General features: G+C 38.6%; 17 protein-coding genes. 13 read left to right on the plus strand and 4 right to left on the minus strand.

Annotated features, from left to right (window positions below):
• Position 1 precedes the first annotated feature (1 nt).
• The 8 genes from ABMY35_RS16100 to ABMY35_RS16135 are packed head-to-tail and all read left to right on the plus strand — an operon-like array spanning position 2 to position 7,117.
• Positions 2–763 carry a glycosyltransferase family protein gene (locus ABMY35_RS16100; RefSeq protein WP_349287143.1) on the plus strand — a complete coding sequence of 254 codons (762 nt, stop codon included), beginning with the start codon at positions 2–4 and terminating at the stop codon, positions 761–763.
• Positions 756–1,832, plus strand: a complete 1,077-nt coding sequence (gene pseI / locus ABMY35_RS16105; RefSeq protein WP_349287144.1) for a pseudaminic acid synthase — start codon at positions 756–758, stop codon at positions 1,830–1,832. The genes ABMY35_RS16100 and pseI overlap by 8 nt, the downstream gene beginning before the upstream one ends.
• Positions 1,833–1,836: 4 nt before the next feature.
• On the plus strand, positions 1,837–3,219 hold the full coding sequence (locus ABMY35_RS16110; protein WP_349287145.1) for an FAD-dependent oxidoreductase: 1,383 nt from the start codon (positions 1,837–1,839) through the stop codon (positions 3,217–3,219).
• Positions 3,212–4,180 carry a hypothetical protein gene (locus ABMY35_RS16115; protein ID WP_349287146.1) on the plus strand — a complete coding sequence of 323 codons (969 nt, stop codon included), beginning with the start codon at positions 3,212–3,214 and terminating at the stop codon, positions 4,178–4,180. Before ABMY35_RS16110 ends, ABMY35_RS16115 begins: the two co-directional genes overlap by 8 nt.
• Positions 4,167–4,838 (plus strand): class I SAM-dependent methyltransferase, encoded by a 672-nt coding sequence (locus ABMY35_RS16120; protein WP_349287147.1) that lies wholly within the window; start codon positions 4,167–4,169, stop codon positions 4,836–4,838. Before ABMY35_RS16115 ends, ABMY35_RS16120 begins: the two co-directional genes overlap by 14 nt.
• The gene (locus ABMY35_RS16125) at positions 4,802–5,761 is read left to right on the plus strand and encodes a DegT/DnrJ/EryC1/StrS family aminotransferase (RefSeq protein ID WP_349287148.1); all 960 of its coding nucleotides are present in this window, start codon (positions 4,802–4,804) and stop codon (positions 5,759–5,761) included. The genes ABMY35_RS16120 and ABMY35_RS16125 overlap by 37 nt, the downstream gene beginning before the upstream one ends.
• Positions 5,739–6,383: a class I SAM-dependent methyltransferase gene (locus tag ABMY35_RS16130; protein ID WP_349287149.1), complete on the plus strand. Its 645-nt coding sequence runs from the start codon at positions 5,739–5,741 to the stop codon at positions 6,381–6,383. The genes ABMY35_RS16125 and ABMY35_RS16130 overlap by 23 nt, the downstream gene beginning before the upstream one ends.
• Positions 6,380–7,117: a WbqC family protein gene (locus ABMY35_RS16135; protein ID WP_349287150.1), complete on the plus strand. Its 738-nt coding sequence runs from the start codon at positions 6,380–6,382 to the stop codon at positions 7,115–7,117. The genes ABMY35_RS16130 and ABMY35_RS16135 overlap by 4 nt, the downstream gene beginning before the upstream one ends.
• Before the next feature lie 17 nt (positions 7,118–7,134).
• On the opposite strand, the gene ABMY35_RS16140 is transcribed toward ABMY35_RS16135, so the two are convergent.
• From ABMY35_RS16140 to pseB, 3 genes are read right to left on the minus strand one after another with little or no spacing between them, the layout of a single operon-like run.
• A complete protein-coding gene (locus ABMY35_RS16140; RefSeq protein ID WP_349287151.1) occupies positions 7,135–8,019 on the minus strand; it encodes an aldo/keto reductase in 885 nt (294 codons plus the stop codon).
• Positions 8,016–9,164, minus strand: coding sequence for a UDP-4-amino-4,6-dideoxy-N-acetyl-beta-L-altrosamine transaminase (gene pseC, locus ABMY35_RS16145; protein ID WP_349287152.1), 1,149 nt, complete (start codon positions 9,162–9,164; stop codon positions 8,016–8,018). Before pseC ends, ABMY35_RS16140 begins: the two co-directional genes overlap by 4 nt.
• The gene (pseB, locus tag ABMY35_RS16150) at positions 9,161–10,162 is read right to left on the minus strand and encodes a UDP-N-acetylglucosamine 4,6-dehydratase (inverting) (RefSeq protein ID WP_349287153.1); all 1,002 of its coding nucleotides are present in this window, start codon (positions 10,160–10,162) and stop codon (positions 9,161–9,163) included. Before pseB ends, pseC begins: the two co-directional genes overlap by 4 nt.
• A 229-nt stretch (positions 10,163–10,391) precedes the next feature.
• Here pseB and ABMY35_RS16155 point away from each other — a divergent pair, with 229 nt between their 5' ends.
• Both ABMY35_RS16155 and ABMY35_RS16160 read left to right on the plus strand, forming a co-directional pair.
• A complete protein-coding gene (locus tag ABMY35_RS16155) occupies positions 10,392–11,177 on the plus strand; it encodes a flagellin (RefSeq protein WP_349287154.1) in 786 nt (261 codons plus the stop codon).
• A gap of 163 nt (positions 11,178–11,340) precedes the next feature.
• Positions 11,341–12,783 carry a sigma-54 dependent transcriptional regulator gene (locus ABMY35_RS16160; RefSeq protein ID WP_349287155.1) on the plus strand — a complete coding sequence of 481 codons (1,443 nt, stop codon included), beginning with the start codon at positions 11,341–11,343 and terminating at the stop codon, positions 12,781–12,783.
• A 94-nt stretch (positions 12,784–12,877) separates the two neighbouring features.
• On the opposite strand, the gene ABMY35_RS16165 is transcribed toward ABMY35_RS16160, so the two are convergent.
• The gene (locus tag ABMY35_RS16165; protein WP_349287156.1) at positions 12,878–13,483 is read right to left on the minus strand and encodes a DNA-3-methyladenine glycosylase I; all 606 of its coding nucleotides are present in this window, start codon (positions 13,481–13,483) and stop codon (positions 12,878–12,880) included.
• Positions 13,484–13,879: 396 nt separating this feature from the next.
• Between ABMY35_RS16165 and ABMY35_RS16170 the strand changes: the two genes are divergently transcribed.
• The 3 genes from ABMY35_RS16170 (at position 13,880) to fliE (ending at position 16,958) form a co-directional block, all read left to right on the plus strand.
• A complete protein-coding gene (locus ABMY35_RS16170) occupies positions 13,880–15,016 on the plus strand; it encodes an ATP-binding protein (protein ID WP_349287157.1) in 1,137 nt (378 codons plus the stop codon).
• Positions 15,013–16,422 carry a sigma-54 dependent transcriptional regulator gene (locus ABMY35_RS16175; protein ID WP_349287158.1) on the plus strand — a complete coding sequence of 470 codons (1,410 nt, stop codon included), beginning with the start codon at positions 15,013–15,015 and terminating at the stop codon, positions 16,420–16,422. The genes ABMY35_RS16170 and ABMY35_RS16175 overlap by 4 nt, the downstream gene beginning before the upstream one ends.
• 197 nt (positions 16,423–16,619) lie before the next feature.
• Positions 16,620–16,958: a flagellar hook-basal body complex protein FliE gene (gene fliE, locus ABMY35_RS16180; RefSeq protein ID WP_058029194.1), complete on the plus strand. Its 339-nt coding sequence runs from the start codon at positions 16,620–16,622 to the stop codon at positions 16,956–16,958.
• Positions 16,959–16,976 lie beyond the last annotated feature (18 nt).

The following is a 16,976-nucleotide window of genomic DNA, read 5'->3' on the forward strand; positions in this document are numbered from 1 at the left end:
TATGGGCAGAACAGTTGCCTTTATTCAGGCTAGAATGGCATCAACACGTTTGCCAAATAAAATTTTAAAAAAAATGAATGGTATTAGTGTAGTTGAGCATTTAATTTCGCGGTTAAAAAAGTCTCTGCTCATTGATGATATTGTAGTTTTGACGTCTACTAATATCGAAAATCAGCCCCTTTGTGACGTGTTATATGAAAAAGGGATACCATTTTTCCGTGGTAGTGAAAACGATGTGCTCGAAAGGTTCTATCTCGCCAACCAACATTATCAGGCTGACAATATTGTCAGGCTCACGGCAGACTCTCCGTTTATATGTTCTGAAATCATTGATGAGTTAATTGAAGAGTTCAATCAAAAAGATGCACAGTATGCATATCTAAGTGAACGATTTGCTGAAGGTGTTGATTGTGAAATCATTAAAGCAACAACTTTGAATGAGGTGGCTAAAAAGGCAGAGCGAGCATCCGAACGAGAACATGTAACCTTGTATATCTTTAATAACCTTGAAGAGTTTAATGTTATTGAGTTACAAAATGAAACTGATGATAGTGGGTATCGTTTTACTCTAGATACTTTGGATGACTGGCAAGTTATAAAAAAGGTGGCAGAGTATTTTTCTGATAACAGTACAAAAGTTACTTATCAAGATATTAAGTTGTATTTTGATACTCATCCAGACGTATTTCTTATAAATAACCATGAGATCCGAAATGAAGGGCTCGCAATTTCATTGCTAAAAGAACAGGAAAAATATGACTAAGGCAGCTTCCATAGTAATAAATGAGCGTATTATAGGTGGTGAATCGCCATGTTATATTATTGCTGAAATGTCGGCTAATCATGGTGGAGATATTAATAAAGCCATTGACCTTATTCACGCCGCTAAATCAGCCGGTGCTGATGCGATTAAACTGCAAACTTATACAGCGGATACAATTACGCTCAACTGTGAGAAACCTGACTTTTTACTTCCTTCTGGTAATGCTTGGGAATCTCATAAGTCATTACATGCTCTTTATCAAAAAGCATACACGCCGTGGGAGTGGCATAAGCGACTATTTGAAGAAGCTCAATCACTAGAGTTAGATATTTTTTCTAGCCCTTTTGATTACTCCGCAGTGGATTTATTAGAAAGTTTAGGTACACCGGCCTACAAAGTTGCTTCACCGGAGATTACCGATATTGGATTGTTAGCGTATATAGCTAAAACGGGCAAGCCAGTAATTTTATCAACTGGCGTTGCCAATTATTCTGATATAGAACTTGCTGTAAATACTTTGCGAAGCAATGGTTGTAATGATATCGCAATATTAAAATGTACAACCGCTTACCCTACACCTTTAAACGAATGTAATCTTAATACTATTCCTGATATTTCCAAGTCATTTAATTGTGTTTCAGGGTTATCAGATCATACAGAAGGTAACATAGCGCCAATGACAGCAGTTGCATTAGGTGCAAGTATCATTGAAAAACATTTTATAAATGATAGTCAAGATGAGTCTGTTGATGCATTTTTCTCGTTAGATTGTGATGAATTTAGAGTCATGGTAGAAAATGTACGCCAAGTAGAAGCTGCATTAGGCAAAATTAATTACCAAATAACTGAGTCAGCTCAAAAAAACATCTTAGCAAAACGGTCACTATACTTTTGTCAAACATTGCCAGAGGGGCATGTAATCACTGAAGCAGATATTCGTTCAGTTCGCCCAGGTTTTGGCGCGCATCCTAAATACTTACCACAGTATATAGGGCAGACACTGAATAAGTCGGTTGAATATGGTGACCGAGTGACACCAGATATTATCCTCGGTCAAATTGAGGGGTAAAAGTATGAGTAATAGTGTTGTAGTTGGTGGAGGAATTTGTGGGCTATTAGCTGCCTACCTACTAAAGAAAAAAGGACATAATGTTACTTTAATTGAGCAGGCACAGAAGTGTGGAGGTTTATTAAATTCTGTTCAGGATAGTAAAAATAATTATTATGATCAGGGGACACATATTCCAAATCCAACAGGCGTAGAGCTGTTGGACAAGTTTTTGTTTGGATCTGCAGAGTCAAGAGTAGCTAATTGGCACCATATCCCGGTTCTGAAAACAGGAAATTTTTTTAAGGGCTCTTGGGATTTAGAGACTCAGACAATCGATGCACGAAAGCTTGGCCAAGAGAAATATGAAAGGGGCTTGGGTCAATTAATTTCCAACACTACTCTGCCTTCAGACACAAACATAGAGGGTTACTGTAAAAATTCAGTAGGAGAGGTATTTTTTAATTCATTAGTAAAGCCTGTCATTGATAAGTTATATGGTGCACAAGATGACTATACCAACCTCACGGCAAAAAATAGTATTAACTATTTTGGAGCTACTAGATTGTTAGCCCTAGACCCAGAAATGACGTCTATACTTAAGAAGCAGCCTGTTTATGCTCCTAGACTTGGCTTTCATACGCATAGTGATTATCAAGCTTGGATGAATCAAGAAGGAGTTGAAGAGTCATTATATTTTTATCCAAAATCAGAAAAAGGGTGTCAATATTGGATTGACGACTTAGTCAAAAAAGTGGCTGACAGTGGTGTGCATATTCTAAATAATGCAAAGATCACTGGATTAAAAACAAAAAATAAACAGATAAGTGAAATTCAAATCAATGGAGAAGACCTTATTCAATGTGACTGGTTATATTGGAGTGCCCCTCCAGCTTTTGCTTTAAAGTTTTTGATTGACGATTCAAATGGCTACCGCCCAAAACTTCGCACAGCCAATATATTCCATTTTACGCTTGATAAACCTCTACTAAATACAGAATCTCATTATCTGTGGAATTGGGATTCGAGCTCTGAAATATTTCGTATAACATTGTATCCAAATTTAAGTGATACAAAGAAAAACTCAATTACTGCGGAAGTATTAAGTGATGCGGAGCAAGCGGACTCAATTGATGAGAATAAAATCTTTGAGGATCTAATTGCTATGCAATTGATCGATCCTGAATCAAACATAGTCTCTTCATTACGGCAAACTATTCACCACACTTTCCCTGTACCAACTCATGAGTTTTCGCAACACGTTACACAACAGTTTGAGTTATTACATAACCTAGCTGATAATATTACGGTGTCAGGGCGATTTGGAGGTAAGTTGTGGTTATTAAATGATATTTTTCATGATACCTATAATAGCATTACAAATAAATTTGGTCCCATGAATGATTAGCCGACTTGTTTTTATATGTGATGGAAATAAAAAAGTCGGCTTTGGGCATTTGTCTCGTTGCTTAACTATGGCTATAGCATTGGCAGAAAGTGCCTTAGAGATTTATTTTTATGGGGAGTTAAATATTCAAGCATCTGAACGAGTAGACAAAGCCGGTTTTGCGACTTTAGAGGCTTTAAACTTAGATGACCGTACAGCAGTAATAGTTGATTGTTACCAGCAAACTGAAGCTAGCTTATTTGCGTTAAAAAAACAGTGTGCAAACCTACTAGTTGTAGATGATTTTGACAATTATAGATTCGAGTTTATTGATCTAATTATAAATGCCAGAGTGTGCGCGGAAAGATTTGTAAATTCAAGTGATAAACACATTTTAGGCGCTCAGTTTTTTCCTTTTAGCCCTAACCTCAAGCAAGTAAGAGAGTATAAACTTCAAAGAGTTCATGAGATATCTAAAGTAACGAATGTCCTGCTTATTATAGGCGCGTCAGATCGGTTTTTCATCACCGATACTGTGCTCATGGCGATAGACCAAATACTTGTTGGTGCACAAATTACAGTGTTAGCGGGCAGTAAGCCCAACGTTGATCTAAAGCATAATACCCTGCGTTATCACAGCTTCGTTAACAATATTGCAGAGTATTATAGCTCGCATGATGTGGTCATTAATGGAGGGGGCTCTGTTAAGTATGAGTCTGGTTTTTGCATCCTGCCAAATGCGGCAATTTCGCAGACACAAGAGCAAAGAGACGATACTATTATTTTAGCCGAGCAGAAACTTTGTTTTGATCTGGGTTTAGCGGAAGAAGTACACGTTGAGGAACTGGTGAATAATTTGAAAACCTTTTTAAGTGATGAAGAGCTTAAAATGCAACTGAGGCATATGCGTCAGTATTACAATACCGAATCATTAGAGGCTCTTGTAAAGTCGATTGAACAGGTGTTAGATGTCAGATATTGAGAAAAAGAGACAAGCTTGGCACGAACAGGCACAAGGCGATAATGCGCAAAAGCAAGTGGCACGATTAGCCGAAAATAATATTTGGACTTTGCTCGTTGAAAACATAAATTTGAATTTGGAACTCAGTGGCGATGAAACACTCTTGGATGTAGGATGTGGTAATGCTTATCTGTTGTCAAGGTTGAAAGTAACACCTAAAAACATTTATGGAATGGACTTTGCTGAAAACATGATTAGTGAAGCTAAGAAGCGTTTACCTGAAGGAACATTTTTGCAAAGCGAGGCAAATGAAGTCCCTTTTAAAGGACCGTTTCAGCGAGTTTTAAGTTATAGTATTTTTCATTATTTCCCAGATTTAGAGTATGCAAAACAGGTTTTAATAAAACTTATTGCTATAACAGACTCGAAGGGGCAAATCCTAATAGGGGATTTACTTGATAGTCGCTTCGAAGAGGAAATCAAATCTGGTAGTGACTTAACAATTGAAGCCTCATTACCTGTCATCCACCGATATTCTCAATGGCTCTTCATTGATATTTCAAGCTTGAAGAAATGGCTTGAACAGCAGCCACGTGTTGCATATGTAGATGTGATTAATCAACCGAGTGAGTTTTCATTGTCATGGTACCGAAAAGACCTGAAGATCACCTTAAAGTAGCTCTTCAAGAACAATTTAATATGCCGCATAGCTTGATAACGCGTTCAGGTAGTGTGGCGATTATTCTTGCAATGCAAGCAGCAGGTGTTTCACTCGGTAGCCAAGTTATTATCCCAGCAAGCTGTTGTCCAATCGTCATGTATGCATTACAAATGGCTGGCTATCAGACTGTTTTAGCAGATGTAAACCTTAATACTCTAAATAGTGACTTATCGCACATTGAAGCAGTAATAAATGAAAATACTGCAGCTATTTTAGCCGTTCATGCCTATGGACGAGTTTGCGATATCGAAAATATAGTCAGATTTTCGAAACTAAGAGGTATCATCGTTATTGAAGATGCATGCTTGGCTTATGGTGGGCAAGTGAACGAACGTCCAATTGCAAGTTTTGCTGATATAAGTGTTATTAGCTTTGGATATGATAAACCGATTGCTCATGGAGTGGGTGGAGCAATATTATTTAAAGATGACTTACAGGCGAAAAATGCGAGTATAATTTTAGAAAAAAATATCTTTTTTCAATTCCCTAATCATGCACGTGATTTTAAGGGGATAGCGAATGAAGTGAAGTCATTAGCTGCAGGCACAAAACAACGTATTGAGAATGTACTAGAGATTGATAATTTGGTGAGTAACCCATTATTTAAAAAGTTATCAATGCCATATAATATTAATTATTGGCGCTACCCTCTATTGATCGAACCGACATTACGCGCAAAGTTTATTGAATTTGCTAAAGCTCGAAATCAGGTTTTTACATGTCATTACCAAAGCTTGGGTGCACTACTTACGAATAGTCAGGTGCCAAATGCTGATCATATCGGGAAAAGTATTATTAATGTGTTTGTTAAGCCCCAAATTTCAAAGCAAGAAATAAATATTATGGCAAAGATTATAAATGAGTTTAATGATGACACCTGAGCAATTGAAAGTTTATTATCAGCAACTGTATAAACAACATGGTGATACTCCGGCTTCGGTTCAGCATGTATCTCGAAGTGCTCAAAATGTGCGATTTAAAATTTTCCATGAATTTATTGATAATCAAAGCAGTGTGCTGGATCTCGGGTGCGGCCTAGCTGATTTTTTAGTGTATTTAAGGCAAAACAATCATCAGGGGCATTATTTAGGTTGTGATTTCGTAACTGAGTTTATTTCTAGGAATAATCAAGTATTTATGGAAGATGAACTCAGCAAGTTTTACGAATTAAACCTTTTAGAAGCAGATTTTCCGCAGGGATATGATGTGGTGGCAATGAGTGGCATTTTTAACAATGTGCTTACTTGCAATGAGGTTTTTTTAATGAAAACGCTTGAGAAGGCTTTTGCTGTTGCGAATCATACAGTCATATTCAATGCGCTCTCATCCTATGTTGAGTATCAAGATGATACGCTTTTCTATGTTGACCCAATAAAACTATTTCATCATGTTAAGAGTCATTTAACGCCATTTGTTCAATTAAAACACGACTATGTGACTAAGCCGGATGGTTTTCCTTATGAGTTTACAATGGTTTTGAAAAAAGTAGGTGACTTACCATGATATTGGCCGTCATGCAGCCCACTTACATGCCTTGGATAGGGTACTTTGATCTGATTGATAGTGCTGATAGGTTTGTGTTTCTTGACGATGTAAAATTAGAAAAAAGTGATTGGCATGTGAGGAATAGAGTTAAAAGTGCTCAAGGTGCGCTCATGCTCAGCCAGGTAGTATCGACCCCAAATGGACGTATGGATAGCATCATTAGTGAGACAGAGTTTAAAGTAGGTCACCCTTGGCGAAAAAAACACCTTAAATCAATAGAGATGAACTACCGGCAGGCTCCATTTTTCTCGGAATTCTTTTCGGAATTAAAGCATTATTACCTTAATGGCAGTGACAATTTAGCAGATTTTAATATTGGTTTGATTAAGTTCTTTCTAAAGAGGTTAGAGATAAATACGCCCATAGAGCGTACTTCTCATATGTTAGATATTGAAGGGGCGAAAGACATACGCTTGGCAAACTTATGTGCTCATTATTCTGCGGGTATTTATTTATCTCCGCTTGGGGCAAGGGATTATATTGAAAAGCATAACCCTGGAGGAGCACTTGGTAGAGCAGGAGTCGACGTATACTATCAAAACTTTAAACACCCTGAATATTCACAGCTGTATGAGCCTTTTATTTCTCATTTAGGGGTCTTAGATGCTTTGATGAATCTTGGTAGTGAACAGACGAAGTCAATCATCAAAAGTGGGCACAGGCCTCCAATACATTACAAGTCATTTTATTAGTAAAGTTAACTGTATCGTTACAGTTTCCAGTGTGCTGGGTTTGTCAGAGCTTGGTCTTTAGAACTTAAGACGGGTAAGTCGCAAATGCCAGCATCTGATATTTTGCTATAAGCTTCTAAAATTTCTTCAAGCTGTTGCTCCGAGTTTACTCCTATTACAATTTTATCTATGAGAGGTTCGTTTAATGTGTACAGCATGGCCAGCTCAAGCTTCGAAATCGAATGTTGTTGAGCAATGTGAGTAAATTCTTCTAATTGTTTGTGCCAAGGTGAAAAATAGCTAGGTAAGTCTTCCGACTGCATTAGTAAAAGACCTTGTAAAAAGCATGAGCGAGCATGTATTTCGACGTTGTTCTTTTTAAACCTTTCTAAGTAGCCAGAGTCTTTAAAAAAAGTATCAAAACAATTAAACGGGATCTGAATTAGATCAATGAAGTCATCCTTTAACAAATCATCAAAATTGCCGTGGCTATAGAGTGATATACCTGTTTTTTGAACTATATTATCATTTTTGAACTGATTCAAAGCTTGGCATAAAATAGTTACACCTTCTTTTTTGATGTCTTTCGCTGCATGGAACATGACTCCATATAAGTTATCTGTATTTAAATTAGCTAAACTTTTTCTTAGGAGGTCAAGGTAATGCTCACAGTCATCTTGACTGAATACTTCATGATTTAAAGGAGGAAGCTTGGTTACAATGCGACAATACCTCGTGAGTGCATTTAACTTTCCTAACACTAGCTCACTGTCACCATAAGCACTGGCGGTATCAATAACGTCAATTTGATTATCAACAGCTAATTTTAAAATCTTTTCCACTTCTTTTAGATTAGGTTTTCCTTGCTGATTGCTTACGCCATAATTCAATCCAAATTGCACACTTCCTAATGCGAGCTTCATAGTAATCCTCGAAGTGTATCAATAATAAATAATTGCTCACTTTGAGTTAGGTTCGGGTGAAGTGGGAGAGTGATAGCCTTGGAGTAATATATTTCAGCATTCGGAAAATCACCTTTATTAAACCCAAGTGCTTGATAGTAAGGCTGAAGGTGAATAGGAATATAATGTAGATGTGCTTGAATACTATGCTCTCTCAGTGCTGATATAATTTCTTTTTGCGAATTTGAGGCTTGTTCATCTAATTTAACGATATAAAGATGATAAGCGCTTTCAGTACTTACATCTTGGCTAAGGTGCAGCACGTTTTCAGGTAAAAGAGTATCGTATTGCTTAGCTAAGTAATTACGTTGTTTTACGAATTTATCTAATCGTTCTAATTGACTTATCCCTAATGCTGCCTGTAACTCAGTCATACGATAATTGTAACCGAGTGATTGTTGTTCATAATACCACGGACCGTGGCTGACTTCTTGTAGCTCTTCAGTGATGTTAGTAACACCATGAGAGCTAAATTTTTTCATTTTGCGAGCAACGTTACTATTGTTGGTTAATGCCATCCCACCTTCTGCAGATGTGATGATTTTTACAGGATGAAAACTAAATACTGTAATATCACTATAAGCACAGCTGCCAACTTTGTGGCCTTGATAACTTCCCCCTACTGCATGCGAGGCATCTTCAATGATATAAAAGCCATATTGCTTTGATAGAGCATGAATTTTTGCCATATCACAGCTTTGACCGGCTAAATGAACAGGGATGACTATTTTTGGTAATTGGCCTTTAGATTCTGCTATTTGTAATTTTTTTTCTAGGGCAGTGACAGACATATTCCCAGTACTAATGTCAATGTCAACAAAATCTACTTTAGCGCCACAGTAGAGAGCACAATTAGCAGATGCGACAAAAGAAATAGGAGAAGTCCAGACAATATCACCTTTTTGTGTGCCTAAAGATAAGCATGCTATGTGTAATGCTGAAGTAGCACTGTTAACTGCAACTGCAAACTCAGCAGAACAGTATTTGGCAACAAGGCTCTCAAACTCAGGCACTTTTGGACCTTGAGTTAAAAAGTCTGATTTTAGAACTTCGACAACAGACTGAATATCTGAATCAGAGATATCTTGTTTGCCATATGGGATCATTTTAAGGCCTCGTTGTTAAAATCCGTAATCTCTTTAACAGTCATAAAGTGAGGGTTATCAAGAGAGTTATACTCAAAGCCAGGATCAACAGCCTTACCTTTTTCACCTATTGCATTAATAGTAAAGTCATTACTTCTGCTACTAAACTTTATACCAGGGGCAATCACAAAGTGGTCTGCATACTCGTATGTATCAAAACAAAGGTCAGAAGGACACATAACTTCATGAAGTTTTTCACCAGGACGAATGCCGGTAATTTTTTGCGGTATGTTTGGTGCCATTGCAGTGGCTAAGTCGGTGATCTTGATAGAAGGGATCTTCGGAACAAAAATTTCCCCACCTAACATTCTTTCAAAGTTTTTAAGAACAAAATCAACGCCCTGCTGTAAACTTATCCAAAAGCGGGTCATGTCTGCATGGGTAATAGGAATGTGATCTTTGCCTGCATCAATGAACCTTTGGAATACAGGAACAACAGACCCTCTTGAGCAAACTACATTACCATATCTAACAACTGAAAAGGTTGATTTATGGCCTCCTGCAATGTTGTTGGCGGCAACAAATAGCTTATCTGAAGCGAGCTTTGTAGCGCCGTATAGATTGATGGGGTTTGCCGCTTTATCTGTTGATAAGGCAATGACTTTTTCAACATCGTTATCTAGTGCTGCTTCAATGACGTTTTCTGCACCATTTATATTGGTTTTGATGCATTCCATAGGGTTGTATTCTGCTGCAGGAACCTGTTTAAGCGCGGCCGCATGTATAACAAAATCTACGCCTCTCATTGCCCTTTTAAGCCGGTCTTTGTCTCTAACGTCACCAATAAAATAACGCATGCAGTCATCATTATAGTCTTGCTGCATTTCAAACTGTTTAAGTTCATCTCTTGAAAAGATAATGATTTTTTTAGGGTTGTAGCGCTCAAGTAATGTCTTCACATACTTTTTACCAAAAGACCCTGTTCCGCCGGTTATTAAAATGGTTTTGTTATCGAACATAGTTATCCACCAAAAGGTGCAATCTTTTCTTTACACTCATAGAATAAGGTATGAGTATGAAATTGAAAAAATACGCCTAAAAAAGCTATTACTCAATACTTTATATTACCTTTCATCAAATTGCAGCTTTTGCGCAATAGCAATTGGCTAATTTAGTATAGAAAGGTGACTTTTCAACCGATTCTGCATAATATTTATTGCGCGATAACACCTAAGATGGGGAGGAGTTATGCAAATCAATTCACCGAGTGCTGGTTTTTTAAATAAAACAGAGCAAACATCCAACAAGCTTTATGAACAGTTGACAACAGGTAAAAAAGTCAACTCTGCGGCTGATGATGCAGCTGCACTGCAAATTATTAATAGGCTTACCTCAGAGCAAGAAGGTTATAGCCAATCAGTAAGAAATGCTTACGATGGTATTTCCCTTTCTCAAACTGCTGATTCAGCACTATCTGGGGTAGGTGATGCTGTCTCGCGTATTAGAGAGTTATCTGTTCAAGCGGGTAGTGGAACACTCACTGATTCAGATAGACAAGCGCTTCAAGATGAAGTGAGTCAACTTCAGACTCAAATAACAGAAACCTTTGAAAATACGACATTTGGTGGTAAAGCCATTTTCAATGGTGAAGACACGAGTTTTCAAGTTGGGCCAGATGCAAATATTACGCAAAGCGTTAATGCGTCGGATGGCAGTTTTGCTAGTGCTATTCTAAGTGTAGATATCTCTACTCAATCTGGGGCTCAAGCTGCTATTACTGCTGCGGATGATGTATCAGAAAGTCTTAATAGTCAGCGAGCTGAATTTGGTGCATTTGAGAATACCTTAAGTAGTACGATTCGTAGCCTAGGTACACAGCAATCAAATATAGCGCAAAGCCAAAGCCGTATTCAAGATACGGATTTTGCGCAGGCAGCATCGCAACAAATTGCCAATGATATTTTATCTCAAGCATCGATTGCTTTACGAGGCCAGGCGAATCAATCTGCCTCTTCTGTTTTAGGCCTTCTTTAACTCATTGATGTATATATCAATACAAAAGTATTGATATACCTCATACTTAGTGGCATTTTTTTGGCGATAGAGTCAAAAACTTGCCACTTAGGTATTGCATCCCTGACATACTCCCTTACAATCTTTTATTAAGTCACATTGATAGAAGCATTGGACTCCTTAAATGGTTTTAATCTTAGATAACAATAATAATCGCGCGAATGGTTTATCAGCTGCTCTTAACTTTGTAGGGCAACCTGCGCAAATGGTTTCTGAAAGTGATTTTCAGAAAGAGATGTCTAAGACTAAAGATGCCATAGTCGTCCTCGGTGCCCTTGCAGAGCTTGATCACGAACAAGTCATTAAAGCCTCTCCTGCGACTCCATTTTTGTTAATAGGCGAAACGCTCAAACCACTTTTAGATCTCGCTAACGTCATTGGTTTAATCTCAGAGCCATTTATTCATGATGTAACCATGCAATTGTTGCATGATGCTCAGCAATACCTTCGAATGCTACCTAACAAAGCTGATGCCACAGCAGGCAAGAGTTTCGATGGTTTAGTGGGTGAAACTGAGGCGGTTAAGCAAGTTCGCTTTTTAATTTCACAAGTTGCGAAAACTGATGCCAATGTATTGATTTTAGGTGAATCAGGCACAGGTAAAGAAGTCGTTGCACGAAATGTTCATCTTTTATCCAAAAGAAACTCAGGGCCATTTGTGCCGGTGAACTGTGGAGCCATTCCTGGTGACTTATTAGAGAGTGAATTATTTGGTCATGAGAAAGGCGCTTTTACAGGGGCGATTTCAGCACGAAAAGGCCGCTTTGAACTCGCTCAAGGTGGTACCTTATTCCTAGACGAAATTGGTGATATGCCATTGCAAATGCAGGTAAAATTGCTTCGAGTGCTGCAAGAGCGTAGTTATGAGCGAGTGGGCGGTACAAAAGCAATTCAGGCTGATGTTCGAATCATCGCAGCGACTCACAGAAATTTAGAAACCATGATAGAAGGTGGCAAGTTTCGTGAAGACTTATTTTACCGTTTAAATGTTTTCCCAATCGAAAATCCTTCTTTGCATGAGCGCGCAGATGATATTCCACTGCTATTAAATGAGCTTATGCGCCGCGTGCATGAGCAAAGTGGTAGCACAGCTAAGTTTACAGAGCGTGCAATTGAGAGTCTCAAAGCTCACCCTTGGCCTGGTAATATTCGAGAGTTGGCTAACCTTGTTGAGCGTATGGTGATTATGTTCCCTGAAAAGGTAGTTGACGTCACTGATTTGCCGACTAAGTATCGCCATATTGAAGTTGAAGCATTTGAGCCTGAGTATCCTGAAGAGTTGCTTGAAAAAGATGCGTTTAACGAGCTATTTAGTAGTGGCTTTAGCGACTATGATGAAGAGTCGGTTGAGTTTGACTCTGGGTTCGATGACTCTGCAAATCAGTTTGGCCTGTTGCCAGATGAAGGCATTGAATTAAAAGAGTACTTGGCTGAATTAGAAGTGAGTTTAATTACGCAAGCTTTAGAGCGAAACGACTACGTGGTGGCCCGTGCAGCTGAAATTCTAGGGGTTCGTCGTACAACACTGGTAGAAAAAATGAAAAAATATAATTTAAATAAAGACTAAACCAACTACCCATAGATATTGGTAACTGAGCCATTGAATTATAATAAAAAGCGCGTTTAATACGCGCTTTTTACTTTTCTATATTTTCTGTTTATTACATAAGCTCTTTTGCAAAATCTTTATCGCGGTATAGATCAATGATTTCTTGCTTTCGAAAGCAGGCATTATCGTGATCGTTGACCATACCACAAGCCTGCATATGCGCGTATACTGTAGTTGGACCTAAAAACTTAAATCCGCGTTTCTTTAAATCTTTGGCGAACTTTTCACTGATCTCGCTGGTGGCAGGGTAATCGTCTCTGCTATGTATTTGATTCACGATCGGCTTATTGTTAACAAACTGCCATTGGTATTTTGCGAAGCTACCAAACTCTTGCTGTATCTTTATAAATGCCTTGGCATTATTGATTGTCGCCGCAATTTTTAATTTGTTGCGAACAATGCTTGGCTCAGTCATTAAACTTTCTATATCTTCATCTGTCATGGCTGCAACTTTATAGACGTCAAAATTCTTAAAAGCAGCTCTGTAGCCGTCGCGCTTTTTCAAAATGGTGTACCAACTCAGTCCTGCTTGTGCGGATTCAAGGGTGATAAACTCGAATAGTTTTTGGTCGTCAAATACTGGGATACCCCATTCTTCATCGTGATAAGCAACGTAATCTGGTTTTGTTTCGTCTAGCCAAAGGCAGCGTGTGCACATTTTTTTATCCCTGTTGGTTGATATCAATCCTCAATAATACTTAATCATTTTGAGGGGCTAAAACTGACGCTAGCTTTGTTGAAATTTTCTTATTTAGAACAACTAAATAGCAAAATTTTCACCTTGCCTACATGGAAGTAGGTACCTCAGCGATAGCAGGACGCGTGAGCGGTGCTATCGACAAATTTTATTTACCTCAAAATAGATAACTTAATTAAGAGGATTGGTATGAGTATAAAAAGAGTATATATAAGGCTGTATAAAAAAACAGTGTCAAAAATGTAACACTTAATAAACTGAGTTTAAATGTCAGCTTAATCATTGAAAATAATGGCTTTTTAATTTTGGCACACAACCTGCTTTGTTTGGTTAGTTTAAAGTTTTGAGATTAACGTTATGGCACTAGCACAATTAGCCCAGACATCACATTTATCTCCAGTAACGCCTCTAAGTCGTCGACCTGATTTAGAGTTTAACCCATGTTTACTGCAGGAGGCTTATGTGGGGGAATTAAGCGACTTACGCCAACAAGCAAGTTGGTTAAGTCATCTAGTTGATACTATGCCTGCTGGCGTTGTGGTACTCGATGGTCAAGGTATGATTGCCAAAGCAAATCAAATTGCCATTGATATGTTGGGCGAGCCGCTAGAAGGTGAGAAATGGTTTAATATCATTCATCGCTCTTTTAGCCCACAACAAGACGATGGACACGAAGTGTCACTGCGAGACGGTCGTTTGATCAAGCTTGATATTACTGCACTTGCACCAGAGCCGGGTCAATTAATTTTAATGACCGACCTAACAGAAACCCGTCGTTTACAGAAACGTATGGCACACATGCAGCGTTTGAGCTCTCTAGGTAAAATGGTTGCATCGTTAGCGCACCAAGTTAGAACGCCACTTTCGGCAGCTATGCTGTATGCAGCTAATTTAGGTAGTAATAAAGTGCCTGAAGCATCTCGTTCACGCTTTCATGAAAAACTGATATCTAGATTGAAAGATCTCGAATCGCAAGTAAACGATATGTTGTTGTTTGCAAAAAGCGGTGAGCAGCAAGTGATCGAAAAAGTGTCTATGCAGCAACTGCTTAGTGAAGTGAAAGCGGGTGCAGATGCCATGGTGGCGATGAATAGCAGTGAGCTTGAAGTAAATTTACCAGAACCAGACATTGAGATTTTAGGTAACAAAACAGCGCTCGCCAGCGCCATCCAAAACTTAATTCACAACAGTATTCAAGTGATTGGCAAACATGCCCATATCACATTAAGTGCAGCGCGTGATGAAGAGTCAGACAGAGTCAGAATTTCAGTGTCTGACAATGGCCCTGGTATCGATTTAGCGCTGTCAGAAAAAATATTTGAACCCTTCTTTACTACAAAAAGCCAAGGCACAGGCCTAGGTTTAGCGGTTGTTAGCTCAGTGGCTAACTCACATAAAGGTAAAGTAGAAGTCACCAATAATGAACACGGCGGAGCATGTTTTAGTTTATTACTGCCAATTTCATTCAGTACAGAGCAATTGGAGGTTGTATGAGTCATTCAATTTTAGTTGTTGAAGATGATGCAGGATTAAGAGAAGCATTAATCGATACACTTCAACTTTCAGGTTTTGATACGGTTGAGGCGAGCTCTGCCGAAGAAGCAGTAATGCTTTTGAAAAAGCAAACCTTCTCGATTGTGGTCAGCGATGTGCAAATGGGCGCAATGAGTGGTTTGGATTTACTCAAAACCATTAAGCTTAACTACCCAGATTTGCCTGTGCTGATGATGACGGCTTATGCAACTATTGATGATGCAGTAGAGGCCATGCGTTTAGGTGCCGTTGATTATATGGCAAAACCGTTCGCGCCAGAAGTACTTCTGAATATGGTTAGTCGCTATATGCCGGAAAAAGAAAAAGAAACAGAGGGCCCTGTGGTTGCAGATCCACAAAGTCTGCAATTACTTGAACTTGCCAATAAAGTCGCTAAATCTGATGCTAGCGTAATGGTGCTAGGGCCAAGTGGTTCGGGTAAAGAAGTATTAGCTCGATTCATTCATGATAAATCAGAGCGTAAAGATGAAGCCTTTGTAGCCATCAATTGTGCGGCTATTCCTGAAAATATGCTCGAAGCTACTTTGTTTGGGTATGAAAAAGGTGCATTCACAGGTGCTATTCAAGCGTGTCCGGGTAAATTTGAACAAGCTCAAAAAGGCACTATTTTGTTAGATGAAATTACCGAAATGGATTTAGGCTTGCAAGCCAAACTCCTTCGCGTCTTGCAAGAGCGAGAAGTAGAGCGTTTGGGTGGTAGAAAAACTATCGACTTAGACGTCAGAGTTTTGGCGACCAGTAACCGTGATCTTAAAGAGGCTGTGGCTGAAGGTAAGTTTAGAGAAGACTTATATTACCGCTTGAATGTTTTTCCTCTGATGTGGCTGCCACTGAATGAGCGTCCGGGTGATATTGTAGTGCTAGCTGAGCATTTGTTAGCAAGACATACCAGCAAGGCAGGTAAGCCAGCAGTGTATTTAAGTGATAGTGCCAAGCAAAAATTATTATCACATTCTTGGCCTGGTAATGTTCGCGAGCTTGATAATGTAGTTCAACGTGCTTTGATCCTGCAGCAGGGCGATATTGTACATGGTGAAGATATCTTTATTGAAAACTATCAACCAAGCTTAGTAACTACAAGAATAACGAATACTGAAGTGTCGTCACAGATCAATGTGGAGCAACAGATGCGACAAGTTGAGCCTGAAATCAGTGACACAGAAAATTATGATGCTGCAAATTATAAAGCGACATTACAAGATAAAGAGCATCAAATTATCTTAGATACGCTTCATAAGTGTAATGGTAAGCGTAAAGATGTTGCTGAAGTTCTGGGCATGAGCCCAAGGACATTACGCTATAAGTTGGCAAAAATGCGTGATATGGGGATCCCATTACCAGCATAACTTTCTTCTCTACAAGAGGCCAAAATCTTGGCCTCTTTAATATTAATCCTCAAAATAGATCGCTCAACTAAAAATATTGGTATTGTTGTCAAAAAGTCGACTCACATAAAAACACCCTAAAGCACTGAAAATAAAGATTTAATTTTTGGCACGCTTTGTGCTTTTACAAGTTATATGTTTTTATTGGAGTGGGTGTTATGAAAATCCAACCAAACTCTCTTTATCAAGAAATGCAGTCTCTTGCAGTAGAGGCAACGAGAAATACCATTAAAACCAATGAAGTTGCAGTACAAAAAACCGCAGCGACTTCTTCTGCGCAATTTGGCGATTTGCTATCTGACGCAATCAATACGGTAAATGGTTTACAAAAAGATGCTAAATCAAAAGTAACGGCACTAGAGATGGGTGACAGAAGTGTTTCACTTGCAGAAGTCATGATAGCATCACAAAAATCATCAGTGGCTTTCGAAGCAACGGTACAAGTGAGAAATAAACTTGTAGAATCTTATAAAGAAATCATGAATATGCCAGTTTAATCTGGGTAGTGGAGTAGC

It is taken from the genome of Pseudoalteromonas sp. BZB3 (genome assembly GCF_040104455.1).
Classification (GTDB): domain Bacteria; phylum Pseudomonadota; class Gammaproteobacteria; order Enterobacterales; family Alteromonadaceae; genus Pseudoalteromonas.

Coding starts and splice junctions, on each gene's coding strand:
- ABMY35_RS16120 (WP_349287147.1), top strand. CDS start 4,167: ATGTCAGATATTGAGAAAAAGAGACAAGCTTGGCACGAACAGGCACAA.
- ABMY35_RS16125 (WP_349287148.1), top strand. CDS start 4,802: ATGGTACCGAAAAGACCTGAAGATCACCTTAAAGTAGCTCTTCAAGAA.
- pseB (WP_349287153.1), bottom strand. CDS start 10,162: ATGTTCGATAACAAAACCATTTTAATAACCGGCGGAACAGGGTCTTTT.
- pseI (WP_349287144.1), top strand. CDS start 756: ATGACTAAGGCAGCTTCCATAGTAATAAATGAGCGTATTATAGGTGGT.
- ABMY35_RS16100 (WP_349287143.1), top strand. CDS start 2: ATGGGCAGAACAGTTGCCTTTATTCAGGCTAGAATGGCATCAACACGT.
- fliE (WP_058029194.1), top strand. CDS start 16,620: ATGAAAATCCAACCAAACTCTCTTTATCAAGAAATGCAGTCTCTTGCA.
- ABMY35_RS16140 (WP_349287151.1), bottom strand. CDS start 8,019: ATGAAGCTCGCATTAGGAAGTGTGCAATTTGGATTGAATTATGGCGTA.
- ABMY35_RS16130 (WP_349287149.1), top strand. CDS start 5,739: ATGAGTTTAATGATGACACCTGAGCAATTGAAAGTTTATTATCAGCAA.
- ABMY35_RS16110 (WP_349287145.1), top strand. CDS start 1,837: ATGAGTAATAGTGTTGTAGTTGGTGGAGGAATTTGTGGGCTATTAGCT.
- ABMY35_RS16135 (WP_349287150.1), top strand. CDS start 6,380: ATGATATTGGCCGTCATGCAGCCCACTTACATGCCTTGGATAGGGTAC.
- ABMY35_RS16165 (WP_349287156.1), bottom strand. CDS start 13,483: ATGTGCACACGCTGCCTTTGGCTAGACGAAACAAAACCAGATTACGTT.
- ABMY35_RS16115 (WP_349287146.1), top strand. CDS start 3,212: ATGATTAGCCGACTTGTTTTTATATGTGATGGAAATAAAAAAGTCGGC.
- ABMY35_RS16155 (WP_349287154.1), top strand. CDS start 10,392: ATGCAAATCAATTCACCGAGTGCTGGTTTTTTAAATAAAACAGAGCAA.
- ABMY35_RS16170 (WP_349287157.1), top strand. CDS start 13,880: ATGGCACTAGCACAATTAGCCCAGACATCACATTTATCTCCAGTAACG.
- pseC (WP_349287152.1), bottom strand. CDS start 9,164: ATGATCCCATATGGCAAACAAGATATCTCTGATTCAGATATTCAGTCT.
- ABMY35_RS16160 (WP_349287155.1), top strand. CDS start 11,341: ATGGTTTTAATCTTAGATAACAATAATAATCGCGCGAATGGTTTATCA.
- ABMY35_RS16175 (WP_349287158.1), top strand. CDS start 15,013: ATGAGTCATTCAATTTTAGTTGTTGAAGATGATGCAGGATTAAGAGAA.